We start from the raw sequence: 16,771 nt of genomic DNA on the forward strand, positions 1-16,771 counted from the left end.
AAAGACGGCGCTGCCCGACCAACGGGCAGCCCCCCATTCATGCCTTAAAGCCCCTCAAGCTCCGCCATCAAATCACTCAACCGATCCACCTTCTCGGCACTGATCTCGTTGACCGCCAACCCGTCGATATACTCGGCCAGTTCCGCTACCGTGCTGCACTCGAACATCGCCCGCAGCGGCACGTCGCGCTGCAACGTCTTCTGCACTCGCGACGCGATTTGCGTAGCCAGCAGCGAATGCCCACCCAGTTCGAAGAAGTTGTCTTGCACCCCAACCCTTTCAACCTTCAACACCTCGGCCCAAATTCCGGCAAGGGTGGTTTCCAGTTCATTGCGCGGAGCCACAAAGTCCTGGCTGTGCAACTGGCCGATCTCCAGGGCCGGCAGGGCTTGGCGATCGAGTTTGCCGTTGGCGTTTAGCGGCAGGCGGTCGAGCCATAACCAGTGCAGTGGCACCATGTATTCGGGCAGTTCGGCACGCAGGCGTTGTTTGATGCGGTCCAGGCGCTCGCCAGGGTTCAGCGTTGCATCAGCCGCCACCAGGTAGCCAACCAGATGCTTGCCATTGACGCCCTCCTGCACGCCAACCGCCGCATCACGCAGCTGCGGTTGTTCGTGCAGGCGCGCTTCGATTTCACCCAGCTCGATGCGGTAGCCGCGAATTTTCACTTGGTGGTCGATACGCCCGACATACTCCAGCACGCCATCGCTGCGGCGCCGCGCCAGGTCGCCGGTACGGTAAAGCCGCTCGCCAGGTGCGCCAAATGGGTTGGGCACGAATACCTGGGCGGTGCGCAGCGGATCGCTGACATAACCGCGGCCCACACCGGTGCCAGCGACGCACAGTTCACCGACCGCACCCTGGGGCACCAGGTCGAGCGCACCGTCGAGCAGGTACAAACGGTTATTGTCGGTCGGCGTACCAATTGGCAGGTAAGTACCACGGGTCGAGGCCAGGTCGACGCGGAAGAACGCTACATCATCCGAACATTCCGCCGGGCCATACGCGTTAACCAGACCGATCTGCGGATAGCGCAGCAACCACTGGTGCGCCAGCTCCGGCGGCATGGCCTCCCCGGTCGGCAACATCCAGCGCAAGCCGTCGAGGCTAATACGCTCCTGAGCCAACATGCCCTGGATCAGCGACGGCACACTCTCCAGCACCGTGATGCCCTGTGCTTGAACGTGTGCCAGCAACCCTTGCGGATCATGGGCAATGGTGTTCGGCACAATATCTACCCGCGCCCCAAACAGCGGTGCGGCGAGGAACTGCCAGACGGAAATATCAAAGCTTTGCGAAGCGGTCTGGGCGATCACATCGGCGTCAGTCAGGTGCAGGTACGGCACCTTGCTCAACTGGTTGTTGAGCATCCCGCGCTGTTCGACCATCACACCCTTGGGCAAACCGGTGGAACCCGAGGTGTAGATCACGTAGGCAAGGTTGTCCGGGCCACTGTAGACACCTGGGTTTTCGCCACGGGCGGGAATGTCCTCCCACACCAGCAACTGGCAATCGACGTCTTCGAGCAACGCGATAGCCTGCTCGCGACACGCCTCGGTGCACACCAGCAACGGCGTGCGGCTCAGGTCGATGATGCGGCTCAGGCGCTGGCCCGGCAGGCCCGGGTCCAGCGGCAGGTAGCCGGCGCCGGCCTTGAAGCTGCCGATGATCATGCCGAGCAAATCCAGCCCACGTTCAGCCAACAACGCCACCGGTTGGTCCAGGCCGACACCCGCCGCAATCAGCGCGTGGCCCAGACCATTGCTGCGGCGATTCAGATCCTCATAGCTCCATTGCTGGTCAAGACAACTGGCGGCGATACGCTGTGGATGCTGCGCGACCTGCTCCTCGAACAATTCGATATAGCTGCGCTCCAGCGGGTAGGCATGTGCGCTCTGGTTACAGCCGTCCACGAGAAATTCACGCTCCTGCTCGCCAATCAGCGGTAGCTCGGCCATGTCGCCATGGAAACCCTGCACCAGCGCCAGCAACAGGCGCTTGAACTCGGCGAGCATAACTTGCACGGTGTTTTCGTCGAAGTAACGCTGGTCGTAGGACAGGTGCAAACCGAGGTCATCCCCCGGATAGCACACGGCCGTCAGCGGGAAGTTGGTGTGGGTGCGCCCGGAATCCGAGGTGGCATTCAGGCTTTGCGCACGGTCCAGCACCGAGGTTTCCACCGGGGCGTTTTCGAACACGAACAAGCTGTCGAACAGCGGCTGGCCCTTGGGCAATTCGCTGTGTTCCTGAATCGTCACCAGCGGCAGATATTCGTACTCGCGCAACTGCATATTGCTGTCGAGCAAAGCGCTCAACCACTGGCGCACGCTGCAAGGCTGATCATCCTCGGGCAGTTTCACCCGCAGCGCGATACTGTTGATAAACAGCCCGACGGTGCGTTGCATTTCGGGCATTTCCACCGGGCGCCCAGCCACGGTGACACCGAACAGCACATCGCGATCGCCACTCAAGCGCCGCAGCACCAGTGCCCATGCTGCCTGGGCGAAGGTGTTGACGGTGAGCTGATGCGCCTGGGCCAGCTCGCGCAGTTGCGCACCGTCGCGGGCATCCAGGCGGGTGTAGCAGTCGCCCACCACCATGCCGCCACTGCCACCGGCGTGTTCACGCAGGAAGGGGCGGTCGCTGGGGATCGGCGTGGCGCGTTCGAAGCCTTGCAGGTTTTGCTGCCACCACTGACGCGCTTCATTGAGGTCCTGGCGTTGCAGCCAGGCAATGTAGTCGCGGTAGCGCGGCGGCGTCGCCAATTGCGCGTCGCGGCCTTCGCCCAGGGCCATGTAGATATCGAAGAAGTCATTCATCAGCAGCGAACGGCACCAGGCATCGATCAGGATGTGGTGGTTGCTCATCATGAACCAGTAGCGTGCCTCACCCACGCGGATCAGGCGCAAGTGGAACGGGGCCTGGTTGAGCAGATCGAAACCGGCTTCGCGCTCGGCCTTGAGCAAGGCTTGCAGGCGCGGTTCCTGCTCGGTCTCGGGGTCGGCGCTCCAGTCCAGGTATTCAATCGGCGTGCTGCCGGGCTTGTGGATCACCTGCAGCATGTCTTCGCCGACGTTCCAGCAGAACGAGGCGCGCAGGGCTTCGTGGCGGGCGATCACCGCTTGCCAGGCCTGGGCGAAACGCTCGGGGTCCAGAGCGCTGTTGATGCGGTAACGGTCCTGCATGTAATACAGGCCGGTGCCCGGTTCCAGCAAGGTATGCAGCAGCAGGCCCTCTTGCATCGGGGTCAGCGGGTAGACGTCTTCGATGGCGCTCGCTGGAACCGGCAAGGCATCCAGCTGCGTCTGGGTCAGGTGCGCCAGAGGGAAATCGGACGGCGTGAGGCCACCGGCATCCTCCCGCAGGCAATGGGCAATCAGGCTGCGCAGTTCGGCCAGGTAGGCGTCGGCCAGGTTGCCGATGGTGTGCGCATCGTGGCGCTCACGGCTGAAGGTCCAACGCAGTACCAATTCACCGCCGTACACCTGGCTGTCGACACTCAGTTCGTTGGGCAGCGGTGCATCCGGATCGTGGGCCAGGCCGGCGGACTCATCCAGCGGGTGGAACAGCGCCTGGGCGCCAAAGCTCTGGTCGAACTGACCGAGGTAGTTGAAGGTGATGCCGGCACTTGGCAATGCCGCCATGCTGCGTTTGCACAGGTCGTCCGCCAGGTAGCGCAGCACGCCGTAACCCAGGCCCTTGTGCGGTACGCCGCGCAGTTGCTCCTTGATCGCCTTGATCGAGGCGCCCTGCTCGGCCAGCGGGGTCAGACGCAACGGGTAGGCACTGGTGAACCAACCGACACTGCGCGTCAGGTCGATCTCATCGAACAGCGTTTCGCGGCCGTGGCCTTCCAGTTGAATCAACGCCGAGTCGTGGCCGCTCCAGCGGCACAGCACGCGGGCCAGGGCCGTCAGCAGCAGGTCGTTGACCTGGGTGCGATAGGCGCTCGGCGCTTGCTGCAACAGTTGGCGGGTGGCCTCTGCCTCCAGGCGCACGCTGACCGTCTCGGCATCACGATTGCGCAGGCTGCCCTGCGCACGCGCCACCGGCAGTGGCACTACCGGGCCGGCCAACCGGTCCTGCCACAGGCTTAACTCTTCGCGCAGGGATTCACTGCCGGCGTACGCCTGCAAACGTGCAGCCCAATCGCGCAACGCGCTGGTCTTGGCCGGCAGGCTGACAGACTGGCCGTCACTGAGTTGGCGATAAACGTTTTGCAAATCCTCCAGCACTACGCGCCACGACACGCCATCGACCACCAGGTGATGGATCGCGATCAGCAAGCGCTGTTGGCCTTGCGGCCCGTCCACCAGCAACGCACGCAACAGCGGCCCGTGCTCAAGGTCGAGGCTGCGCTGGGTGTCGGTGAACAGCGCGGTGCAGTGCTCCATGTCGCGTACCTGCGCTTGCATCAGCACACCGCCTTGCGGCACGGCCAGGTGTTCGGCATGCCACTGTGCATCGCGCCGGGTGAAGCTCAGGCGCAGCGCGTCGTGATGTTCCAGCACCGCCAGCAACGCCTGCTCCAGGCGATGGGGGTCGAGCAATTGCAATGGCTTGAGTACCAACGCCTGGTTCCAGTGCTGGCGTGCCGCAATATCGGTGTCGAAGAACCAATGCTGGATCGGCGTAAGCCCCGAGCTGCCGGTCAATACACCCTGCTCGGCGGTGACTTGCTGTGAGCGGGTGGCGACGGCGGCCAGGGTTTGCACGGTCTGGTGCTGGAACAGGTCACGGGGGCTGAAATGGATCCCGGCCTGGCGCGCACGACTGACCACCTGGATCGACAGGATCGAGTCACCGCCCAGTTCAAAGAAGTTATCGTCGAGGCCCACTTGCTGCACATTCAACACCGCGCACCAGATGGCGGCCAGGCTGTGTTCAAGCGCGTTGCGTGGCGCCACGTACTGTTGGCGATTGGCGTGCGGATCCGGCTCGGGCAAGGCGCGGCGGTCGAGTTTGCCGTTGGCGGTCAGCGGCATACTGTCCAGCACAATCAGATGCGCAGGCACCATGTAGTCCGGCAGTTGCGCCTTGAGGTGCGCCTTCAGCGCCTCGCGCAAGGCACCAGGCTCGGCATCGCTGACCAGGTACGCCACCAGCTGCTTGCCGCTCGGTGCATCCAGGGCCAGCACTACCGCTTCGCGCACGGCGGCATGTTCGAGCAAGCGCGTTTCAATCTCGCCCAACTCGATTCGGAAACCGCGAATCTTCACCTGATGGTCGATACGCCCCAGGTATTCCACCAGGCCATCGGCGCGTTGGCGCACCAGATCGCCAGTGCGGTACAGGCGCCCGCCATTGGCGGCAAACGGGTCGGCGACAAACCGCTCCGCCGTCATCCCTGGCCGGCGGTGATAACCCTGAGCCAGACCGGCACCGCCGATATACAACTCACCGCTTGCACCCTGGGGCACCAGCGCCAGGTCGGCGTCGAGAATATACGCCACGCGCGCACCGATGATGCTGCCAATCGGCACGCTGCCGGCGCCCTCCTCCAACTGCTGCGGCGCCAGGCTGGCCAGCGGCATCACCACGGTCTCGGTGGGGCCGTAAGCGTTGAAGAACACTTCGGGGGTGAACGCCGCACGGATACGTTGCAGGTGTTCGCCGGTCAAGGCTTCGCCACCGGTGATGCACATGCGCACCGGCAAGGTCTGCTGCCGGGTCGCCAGCCACTGCGCGAGCTGGCTGCCGTAGCTGGGGGTAAAGCCCAGAACATTGATGCGATGGGTACGAATCAGCTCACAGATTTCTTCGGCATCCCACTGGCCCTGGGCGCGCAATACCACCTGGGCACCGCTAAGCAGCGGTACCAGCAAACGCTCGGTGGCGGCGTCGAAGTTGATCGAATAAAAGTGCAACTCGCAGTCATCGGCGCGCATACCGAACCGCTCGATCACCGCCTGGCAATGCATGGCAATTTCACCGTGGGACACCACCACGCCTTTGGGCTTGCCGGTGGAGCCGGAGGTGTAGATCAGGTACGCCTGGTGTTGCGCCAGACTGGCAAACGGCAGCGCATCGGCAGGGTAATTCTCCAGCACCGGCAGGTCATCCTCCAGGCACCAGCACGCCACCGTTGCTGGCAATTCACCGAGGGCTTCGAACATTGCCGCATCGCTGAGCAGCAGGCCGATGTCGCTGTCCTCGATCATGTAGTGCAGGCGGTCCAGCGGGTATTCCGGGTCCAGCGGCACGTAGGCGCCGCCGGCCTTGAGGATCGCCAGCAGGCCGATGACCATTTCCAGCGAACGCGGCAGTGCCAGGCCGACACGTACCTGCGGGCCCACCCCGCGCTCGCGCAGCATCCAGGCCAGGCGGTTGGCGCGGGCGTCCAGCTCAGCATAGGTGAGCGTCACACCGGCAAAGGTCAGCGCTGGGGCATCGGCACGCTGGCTGGCCTGCTGGCTGAACAGCTGATGGATGCACTGATCGAGGCAATGCTCGCCCTTCTCAACCCCGAGGCTGTCCTGCAATGCGCGCTGTTCATCTGCGCTCAGCAACGGCAATTCGCTGAGACGCTGCTGCGGGTTGGCGATCAAGGCTTGCAACAGGTTGCGCCAATGTTCGGCCATGCGCGCAATGCGCGGTTCATCGAACAGGTCGGTGCTGTAGGTCAGGCAGCAACCCAGGCGATGGTCGAGGTCGGTGACTTCCAGGTTGAGGTCGAACTTGGTCGCCCGTGCGTCGTTGGCCAAGTACTCGACGGTCATGCCCGCCAATTGGCGGCTCTGCTGGAACTCCCAGCGCTGCACGTTGCACATCACCTGGAACAGCGGGTTGTACGCGGCGCTTCGCGCAGGTTGCAGGGCTTCCACCAGATGATCGAACGGCAGGTCCTGGTGAGACTGGCCCTCGATCACCGTATGGCGGACTTGCTCGAACAGCTGGGCGACACTCATCTGCCCATCGAGCTGGCAACGCAGCACCTGGGTGTTGAGGAACGCGCCGATCAGCCCTTCGCTTTCCGGGCGAATGCGGTTGGCGACCGGCGCGCCGATGCGCAGGTCGGTCTGGCCGCTGTAGCGGTAGAGCAACACGGCCAGGGTGGCGGTCATGGTCATGAACAGCGTGAGGCCGCGCTCGGCATTGAACGCCCGTACACGCGCCGCTAATTCATCGCTCAAATCGAAGCGATACAGCTCGCCCTGGTGGCTTTGCACCGCAGGCCGCGGGCGATCGCCGGGCAGCTCCAGCAGCGGGTGTTCGGTGCCCAGTTGCGCGGTCCAGTAATCCAGCTGACGTTGACGTTCGCCGGCTTCCAGCCACTGGCGTTGCCACACGCTGTAGTCGAGGTACTGCACCGGCAACGGCGCCAGCGGTGAGTCGCGCTCGTCGATAAAGGCTTCGTACAAGGCGCTGAGTTCACGGGCAAAGATGTCCATGGCCCAGCCTTCGGTGACGATATGGTGCAGGGTCAGCACCAGGTAATGTTCCTGCTCGCCTGCCTTCACCAGACAGGCGCGTAACAACGGCCCGGTTTCCAGGTTAAATGGCGTGTGCGCCTCGACATCCGCCAGTTGTTGCAAACGCTGCTGGCGCTCGGCCTCGCTCAACGCCGAGAAGTCCTGCCAGTCCATGCGCAGGCCGGTTTGTGGCGAGACTTTTTGGCAGGCCACGCCATCGACGCTGGGGAAGGTGGTGCGCAGGGTTTCATGACGCATGATCAACGCCTGCAGGGCCGCTTCAAAACGCCCCACATCCAGCACGCCGCGCAGGCGTGCCATACCGCCGACGTTATAGGCTGGGCTGTCCGGCTCCATCTGCCAGAGGAACCACATGCGCTGCTGGGAATAGGACAATGGCACAGGCGCGCTACGGTCGACTTTGGCAATTGCGCTTTGTTGGTTGCGTTGCCCCGCCGCCTGGATCAGCCCGACCTGCTCGGCAAAGGCGCCCAATTCACTGGCTTCGAACAGGGTGCGCAGCGGCAGCTCGACGTCACACGCCTGGCGGGTGCGGGAGATGATCTGCGTGGCCAGCAACGAGTGCCCGCCCAACGCGAAGAAGTCATCGCGCAGGCCGATGCGCGGCAGGCCCAGGACCTCGCGCCAGATCGCGGCGATTTGCAGCTGCAAAGGGGTACTGGGCTCAACGTGTTCGCGGGTTTGCCAGACCGGCTCGGGCAAGGCGCGGCGGTCGAGCTTGCCGCTGGGGCTCAGGGGCATGGCGTCCAGGCGCATCAGCAGCGCGGGCACCATGTACTCCGGCAACTCGGCGGCCAGTGCGGTTTTGACCTGTTGTTCATCCAGTTGGGTGTGGGCGGTGTAGTAGCCGATCAACTGCGCGTTGCGCACCAGCACCACGGCTTGGGCGACGCCCTTGATGGCCAGCAGGCGCGCTTCGATTTCTTCCGGCTCCACACGGAACCCACGCAGCTTGACCTGCTGATCCAGGCGCCCGAGGTATTCGAGCACACCGTTGGCGCTCCAGCGCACCCGGTCACCGGTGCGGTACAGGCGTGCGCCCGCCTCGCCCAACGGGTCGGCAACAAAGCGCTCGGCCGTCAGCCCGGCACGGCCAAGGTAACCACGCGCCAGGCCGATGCCGCCGATGCACAACTCGCCCGGCACACCGGCCGGCAGCGGGTTGAGCTGCTCGTCGAGCACGCGACAGATCACATTGCCCAATGGCCGACCAATCGGCGAGCGCTCGCCATCGGCGGCGGTGCAGTGCCAATGGGTGACGTTGATCGCAGTTTCGGTCGGGCCATAACGGTTGTGCAATTGCACCGCCGGCAACTGCGCCAACACGCGGTTGCGCAACTCGGCGGGCAAGGCTTCGCCGCCGGAGAACACACGACGCAAGCTGGTGCACTCGGCTGCCAGCGGTTCGTCGATAAACAGCTGTAACAACGGCGGCACGAAGTGCAGCGTGGTCACCCCATGCTCCTGCACCAACCGCGCGATGCGATGCGGGTCGCGATGTTCACCCGGCCCCGCGAGCACCAGGCGGCAACCGGTGATCAGCGGCCAGAAACACTCCCACACCGACACGTCGAAACTGATCGGCGCCTTTTGCAGCAGCACATCGGTTTTATTCAATTGGTAGGTGGCCTGCATCCACTGCAAACGCTCGGCCAGCGCGCCATGGGTGTTGCCCACGCCCTTGGGTTGGCCGGTGGAGCCGGAGGTGTAGATCACATAAGCGAGGTTATCGCCGTGCAGGTGCAGGCCTGGCGCCTGGGTCGGCCAGCTGTCCAGGTGCAGACTGTCCATGGCAATCACGCACACGCCTTCGGCCGTCGGCAACTGCTCCAGCAACGCGGTTTGAGTCAGCAGCAGGTGCACGCCACTGTCCTTGAGCATGTAGGCCAGGCGCTCGGCGGGATAATCCGGGTCGAGCGGCACGTAGGCGCCACCGGCCTTGATAATCGCCAACAGGCCGATCAGCAGTTGCGGCGATCGCTCGGCAGCGATGGCCACGCACACGTCCGGGCCGACGCCTTTGTCGCGCAGGTAATGGGCCAGGCGATTGGCCTGGGTATGCAGTTGGGCGAAGGTCAGGCTGCCGTGCTGCCAGACCAGGGCGGTGGCGTCCGACGTCTGTTGGCTGAGCAGCTCGGGCAACCATTGCCGGGCCGGCTCGCAGGGCGCTTCGCCCCAGGGTTGTTGCTGGCCGGGCGGCATCAACGGCAGGTCACCGATGGCCTGTTGCGGTTGCTGGCAGACCGCTTGCAACACGCTGACGTAGTGCTCGGCCAGACGCTGAATAGTCGCGCTGTCGAACAGCTCATCGGCGTAGTCGAACGACAGGCTCAAGCGCCCGTTGCGGTCTTCTTCGCTATGCAGTTGCAGATCGAACTTGGCTTGGCGGCTATGCCATGGCAGTTCATCGGCCAACAGCCCCGGCAAGCGGCGCAAGGCACTCAGGTCACGTTGCTGATGGTTGAACATCACCTGGAACAGGCCTTGTTCACGGGCCTGAGGGAAGGCTTCCAGCAGTTGTTCGAAAGGCAAGTCCTGATGGGCCTGGGCCCCCAACGCACTGTGGCGAGTGGCTGCCAGCAACTGGTCGAACGGCAGTCGCCCGTCCAGCTCGGCACGCAGCACCAGGGTGTTGATAAAGAACCCGATCAGGCCCTGGGTTTCCTGGCGCGGGCGGTTGGCATTGGGCACGCCGATGCGGATATCACGCTGACCACTGTAGCGATAGAGCACGGTCTGGAACGCCGCCAGCAACAGCATGAACGGGGTCGATTCATGGGCCTGGGCGGTTTGGCGAATCGCGGCGCTGAGGCGTGTATCCAGACGCAGGCGGTGGCGCGAGGCACTGTGCCGATGCTGGGCGGAACGCGGATGATCGGTGGCCAGGTTGAGGGCCGGATGCTCCTCACCCAACTGCGCCTTCCAGTACGCCAGCTGGCGCGAGCCTTCGCCTTCGGCCAGCCATTGGCGCTGCCAGCTGCCGTAGTCGGCGTATTGCAGGGCCAGCGGCGGCAGCTCAAGCGGCTGGCCCTGAACGGCAGCGGCGTACAGGCGCGAGAACTCGTCGATCAGGATATTCAGCGACCAACCATCGGCAATGATGTGGTGCAGCGTTACCAGCAGCTGGTGATCTTCATCGTCCAGACGCACCAGGGTGACCCGCAGCAGCGGGCCTTTCTCCAGATCGAATTGGGTATGCGCTTGATCTTCGCGAATCTGCTGCGCGCGCACTTCGCGCTCGGCGTGGGGCAAGTCGCTGAGGTCGATGACGTGCAGTGCAAAATCCACCTGCGGCTCGACACGCTGAAAGCCCTGGCCCTCGCGCTCGTAAAAGCGTGTGCGCAGGGCTTCGTGGCGCTGGATCAATTGCTGGAAGCTTGCGCGCAATGCCTCTTCATCCAGCTCGCCGCGCAGGTGTAAAGCGCCGGGGATGGTGTAGGCGCTGCTGTATGGGTCCAGTTGCCAGGTGATCCAGAGGCGGTTCTGTGCCAGCGACTGAGGCAGGTCTTCCTGGCGCGACAACGCCTGGATTGCACCCTGGGCAACACCACCGTCCTGCTGCAATTGCGCCACGCCCGCCGCAAAGGCAGACAGCGTTGGCGCTTCGAACAGCAGGCGCAGGTTCAACTCCAGGCCCAGGGTTTCGCGCAGGCGGGCAACCACTTGGGTGGCGGTGATCGAGTTACCGCCGAGCAGGAAGAAGTGATCGTCGGCGGCCACGTTGGGCAGTTGCAGTTGCTCGCACCAGATCGCCGCGATTTGTTGTTGCACCTCGCACGCCAGCGCCGCCCCGCTCGCTGCCTCCTGTACTCCCGGGAACTGCGCGTAGCTGTCGAGGCTGCCATCGGCATGGCGAAGTGCGCAGGCTGCACGCTGTACCTTGCCGCTGGACGTCTTCGGCAGCGCACCGGGGTTAAGCAGCACTACCACGCTCGGGGCTTGTTGGCAGGACTCGGCCACGGCCTGGCGGATCGCCTTGATCAGCGCTTCTGGCGGCAGGATTTTCTGTACGCTGCGGCTGATTTCTGCAGCGATGCCAATGCCTTCCAGGCCCTGATCATTCACGGCAAACGCAGCGACGCGACCTTTGCGCACCACCTCCACTTCGCGCTCGATGGTTTGCTCAATATCCTGGGGGTAGAGGTTGTGACCGCGCACGATCAGCAGGTCTTTGAGGCGACCGGTGATGTACACCTCGCCGTTGCGGATGAAACCCAAGTCACCGGTGCGCAGCCAGGTGCGGCCGGCGTGTTGGACAAAGGTTTTGGCGCTGGCTTCGGGGTTGCGCCAGTAGCCGTGGGCGATGCTCGGGCCCGTGGCCCAAAGTTCACCGATGCAGTTGTCGGCAAGCTCGGTGAGGGTATGGGGGTCGGCGATCAGTACGGCGTGGTCCGGCTGGCTGGTGCCGCAACTCATGATCGCAGTGCCCTGCCCCGGTTCGGCACGGTTGGCGGCCAGCGCTTGCTCGTCCACGCGCATGGCGGGAATGCCGCATCCACGGGTGCCACCGGCAACAAACAGGGTCGCTTCGGCCAAGCCGTAGGAGGCGAAGAAGTTGTTCGGGGTGAAACCGCAGGCGGCGAATTTTTCTGCGAAGCGCTCCAGGGTGTCGAGGCGAATCGGCTCGGAACCGGAATAGGCCACGCGCCAGCGGCTCAAATCCAGACGTTCAAGGGCCGACTCACTGACCCGCTCGCTGCACAGACGGTAGGCGAAATCCGGGCCGCCGCTGATGGTGCCACCGTATTCGCTGATCGCTTCCAGCCAACGCAACGGCCGGCCGAGAAAATAGGCTGGCGACATCAACACACAGGGCACACCGCTGAAAATCGGTTGCAGCAGGCCTCCGATCAGGCCCATGTCGTGGTACAGCGGCAGCCAACTGACGATCACGTCATCGGGGTTGAGGTCGATACCGAAGCCTCGGCGGATCAGCACTTCGTTGGCCACCAGGTTGCCGTGACTGACTTGCACGCCCTTGGGCAAGGCGGTGGAGCCCGAGGTGTATTGCAGGAAGGCGATGTCGTCTGCTTGCAGCTCAGATTCCACCCAGTGCTCGGCCTGCTGTGCATCCAGGGTATCCACGCTCAATACCGGCGGCGCATTTTCAATCTGCGCAAGGTCCTCGCTGAGGCTGGCGATTGTCAGCAACAGGCGCGGTTCGGCATCGCTGATGATCGATAACAGGCGCTCCTGATGATGGCGGCGCGTGGACTCCGGCGGATAAGCCGGCACCGCGATCACCCCGGCGTACAGGCACCCAAAGAACGCCGCGACGTAGTCCGGGCCGCTGGGAAACAGCAGCACCGCCCGTTCACCCTGACCGGCTTTGGCTTGCAAGGCGGCGGCGATGGTGCGGGCGCGTTGGTCCAGGTCGCGGTAGCTGAGTACCACGCTGCGCTCGGCGCTTTCGGCAAGGAAGCGCAGCGCGACCTGATCCGGTGTCTGCGCGGCGCGGCGTTGAAGGGACTGGACCAAAGTGTGGGGGAGTTCGAAGGCGTCCATCATGGGGGTTCCTGCCTGAAATCGGCTTACGGGAAATTCGGGAAGTCGGTGGGTTCAGCCGGCGGCGAGTTGCCGCGCCGCCCCGATGCGCCAGCGCGTCAGGTGCTCGTCGGCATAGCGTCGCAAGCAACGCAATACGGCGCTTTCGTGCTGTACGAGAAAGAAGTGGTGGCCGTCGAACATGTCCAGGGAAAAACCGCTGGCGGCGTCGAGCTGCCAGTCGAGCAACTGGTCGGCGCGTACGCTGTCCTGCTTGCCGCCAAACACATGAATCGGCAGGCCAAGCGGCTCGCGCTCGCCGTAGATGAAGCTGCCGCACAGCAGGAAGTCGGCGCGCAGGATCGGCAACATCAACTGCATTAACTCGGGGTTGGCCAGGGCTTCCTCGGCAGTGCCCTGCAATTCGCGCAGGCGGGCGATGAGTTGGGCATCGGTCTTTTCGATGGCGTATTCACTGACATCGCGCCGCGCCGGGCCAGCCGTGCCTGACACGAATAACGCCAGCGGCGCAGGCACATTGCGCGCGCTCAAGGCATGGGCCAACTCGAACGCCAACAACCCACCCAGGCTGTGACCGAACAAGGCATAAGGGCCGTTGAGGTCACGGCTGATTTCCTCAGCCAGTTGCGCCGCCAGTGCCTTGATATTGCGCTGCAACGGCTCGTCCATGCGCCTGCCGCGCCCGGGTAATTCCAGCGGGCATACCTGCAACCAATCCGGCAGAACGCGGCGCCAGCGTGCATAGACCGAGGCGCTGGCGCCTGAGTGGGGCAGGCAAAACAGACGCAGCCGGGTGGGCGTATTCATCACGCAAGCGCTCCAAACTGACACATGCCCAATGCACGATAAAAACCCATCTGGTCCTCCTGCGGGTGCTGATCCTTGGCCGTTTGTTAACAAGCCTGTCACCCAGAAGAACGGACGGCCCCGGCAAATAATTAGTCGCAGCCGGCGAGCGAGACGTGGTTCACACCTTCCACAAAGGCATAAGATTAGTTCGCCTTCTCATTTGACAATCATTATCATTCAGCATAATTTGTTGCCCGATGTGTAGGAGGCCTCAGCAAGGATGCCCTCCCCAAACCTATTAGCAGCAAGGTGATTTCCATGACGGAACAAGTATCCACAGGCAGGTGCGATTCACCCCTTCTCCAGGCATTCGTAGACAATCGACTGATACTGGTGAAGATCGCCGCACGCATTACTGGGTGCCGCTCCCGTGCCGAAGACGTAGTGCAGGACGCCTACTTCCGTTTGCAGTCGGCACCGACGATCACTTCATCGTTCAAGGCCCAGCTGAGCTACCTGTTCCAGATCGTGCGTAACCTGGCGATCGATCACTACCGCAAGCAAGCGCTGGAGCTCAAATACTCGGGCACAGAAGAGGAAGGCTTGAATGTGGTTATTCACGGCGCTTCACCGGAAACCTCCCACATCAACTTCAACACCCTGGAAAACATCGCCGACGCCCTGACAGAACTGCCCCAGCGCACCCGCTATGCGTTCGAGATGTATCGCCTGCATGGCGTGCCGCAGAAAGACATTGCCAAGGAATTGGGGGTTTCGCCGACGCTGGTGAACTTCATGATTCGCGATGCACTCGTGCATTGCCGCAAGGTGTCGGGCAGCCATAGCGATACGTTTGCGCGCAGAGTTTGAACGCGGCATAAACATATAGTGTGGAAAGAGCGGCGCGGGTATCGGTAACCACGATGCGAAGCGAGCCGCTCTTGCTCTTGATCTGCTTTTGATCTTGATCTTAGGCGCCCCGTCAAACCACGCTGGCCGTAATCCGCCATGGATTTGGGGGGTAAACCGGCAAGGATGCCGGTTTAGCCGCCCCGCGCCATGGATGGCGCGTGGCGGCGGCCCCCCAAATCCATGGCGGATTACGGGCACACCGAGCCTAAGCGAGGTGCCGAGTGGTGGGGCAAGAGCCCTTTTGGTTACTTTTGGGGCTCTTTTCCAAAAGTGACCCGCTGTAAAAGCGGAACCAATATCAGCCGTGACCCAAATAACGGATATGCACTCGATCAAAGTCCAGCATCCTGGCCGGCCCTGAGCCCGCCATCGGGAGCAAGTCGAATCGTCGCACCGCCCCTCCCACATTTGGATCTCGGCGTGTCAGGTAGATATGCGCCACCTATCCGACCGTCACGGGAGCAAGCTCCCTCGCCACACGTCTCGCGCCCCATCAAAAAGTTTGGGCAAATCCCTCTCAGGGCACTGGCGTCAGATCAATGCGATACGGCTCGAAAATCTTCAGCATCTGACCATTGTCCCGCAAGCCCTTGAGCAATGCGGCAAACGCCTCTGCCGTGATCGGCGCCCTGGGCCGCAGCAACGCGTAATGGTGATACACCTGATCGATGCGCTCGGACACCAGAAATTGCCCGGCCATGTCCGCGTTGCGCACCATAAAATCACTCAAGTACGAACGCGTCACCAGGGCAATATCAGCCCGCCCACGCGCAACCATCAGCAGGTTGCTGTCATGGGAATAGGTCAAGGTGGCATTGAAGTGCTGAGCCATGTTCTTGGGGTCGGGGTTGAAGCCCGCGAAGGCGTAGTGATAGCCGCTGAAGACTGCCAGACGCTTGCCGGCAAGGTCGGAAAAATAGCTTTCGTCGCGCCCGGGCTGACGTTGAGCGACGAAGATTTCTGCATCTTCCAGGCCCATGTCGACGCTGGTATGGGCAATCTCCCGCCAGCCCCAGGACGGATTTTCGAAAATAGCCATGTCGACCCGGCCTTGCTCGAAATCGCGGAAACGCCGTGGGATAGACGTGGGCACCAATACAAACTGGTAGTCGGTTTGCGCAGCGTTCAGGGCCTCGATCAATTGCGGCAGCAGACCGGTGTCGGCTCCCTGCTCAGGCCTAACGGTGTAGGGCGGAAAATGCGCCGCGCCGACCCTCACCAACTGCGCAGCCTGCGCCTGCGTCCACACGGCGGTGCCCAGTGCCCAAAGAGTCAGTCCTGCAGCCAGCCGCCATGGCAAAAACATTGAGGCACACACCGTTGAATAGATTGATGGCGCTAAGCTAGGCGTTTTTAACGGGGGAGACAACGTTCGCCCTCAAATTAATAGCGCGCGCCTCAGTCAGCCTTTAACACCATCAGCAGCGCCTCTTCGGCCAATTCTTCAAGGGTCAGGCTGCCCTGGGTACGGAACCAGGTGGTGGTCCAGGACAACGCGCCCGTCAGGAAACGCCGAGTGATAAACACATCACCGCGGATATAGCCGGCGGCCTTGGCCTCACCCAATACCTGCAACCAGATATCTTCATAAACGTCGCGCAAGGCCAGCACCTGAGCCTGACCTTCGGCCGACAGCGAGCGCCATTCGTAGACCAGCACCGCCATGGCCTCACCACTGCCCCCCATGATCGACTGCAACTCGCAGCGAATCAGCGCCAGCACACGCTCGCGCACCGTGCTCGCCTCCTCCAGGGCAGCGCGCATCATCGCGGTGTTGTAGTGAATGGTTTCTTCCATCACCGCCCGCAGGATCTCGTCCTTGCTTTTGAAGTGATGAAAGATGCTGCCCGACTGGATGCCCACAGCGCTGGCGAGGTCGCGCACGGTGGTGCGCTCAAAACCCTTGTTGCGAAACAGGTGAGCCGCAGTTTGCAGCAATTTGCCGCGGGCGCTCTCGGGGTCGGTCAATCGGCCACCGTCGACCATGGCGCGCATCACCCCCAGGGCTTTGTGCTCATCCATGCTGCTCTCCTTTACTTGTGCTGACGTCTTGGGCGGCAATTTAGGCCGTGGCCGTCACCCAAGCAAGCGCTTGGGTAAAACTTGTGTGCATAGTTTACAAACCAAGCGCT

The 16,771-nt window shown here is 62.9% G+C and carries 5 protein-coding genes; 1 reads left to right on the plus strand and 4 read right to left on the minus strand.

Annotation, left to right across the window (positions count from 1 at the left end; genetic code table 11):
* Positions 1-44 precede the first annotated feature (44 nt).
* Positions 45-12,941: a non-ribosomal peptide synthetase gene (locus TX23_RS02505; protein WP_057700874.1), complete on the minus strand. Its 12,897-nt coding sequence runs from the start codon at positions 12,939-12,941 to the stop codon at positions 45-47.
* Between the two features lie 51 nt (positions 12,942-12,992).
* Positions 12,993-13,745, minus strand: coding sequence for a thioesterase II family protein (locus TX23_RS02510; protein WP_057700875.1), 753 nt, complete (start codon positions 13,743-13,745; stop codon positions 12,993-12,995).
* Between the two features lie 300 nt (positions 13,746-14,045).
* Here TX23_RS02510 and TX23_RS02515 point away from each other — a divergent pair, with 300 nt between their 5' ends.
* The gene (locus tag TX23_RS02515) at positions 14,046-14,597 is read left to right on the plus strand and encodes an RNA polymerase factor sigma-70 (protein ID WP_005789991.1); all 552 of its coding nucleotides are present in this window, start codon (positions 14,046-14,048) and stop codon (positions 14,595-14,597) included.
* 559 nt (positions 14,598-15,156) lie between these two features.
* Here TX23_RS02515 and TX23_RS02520 read toward each other — a convergent pair.
* Both TX23_RS02520 and TX23_RS02525 read right to left on the minus strand, forming a co-directional pair.
* The gene (locus TX23_RS02520) at positions 15,157-15,945 is read right to left on the minus strand and encodes a substrate-binding periplasmic protein (protein WP_057700876.1); all 789 of its coding nucleotides are present in this window, start codon (positions 15,943-15,945) and stop codon (positions 15,157-15,159) included.
* Positions 15,946-16,037: 92 nt separating this feature from the next.
* Positions 16,038-16,661: a TetR/AcrR family transcriptional regulator gene (locus TX23_RS02525; protein ID WP_057700877.1), complete on the minus strand. Its 624-nt coding sequence runs from the start codon at positions 16,659-16,661 to the stop codon at positions 16,038-16,040.
* Positions 16,662-16,771 lie beyond the last annotated feature (110 nt).

The organism is Pseudomonas paralactis (genome assembly GCF_001439735.1).
Lineage (GTDB): Bacteria > Pseudomonadota > Gammaproteobacteria > Pseudomonadales > Pseudomonadaceae > Aquipseudomonas > Aquipseudomonas paralactis.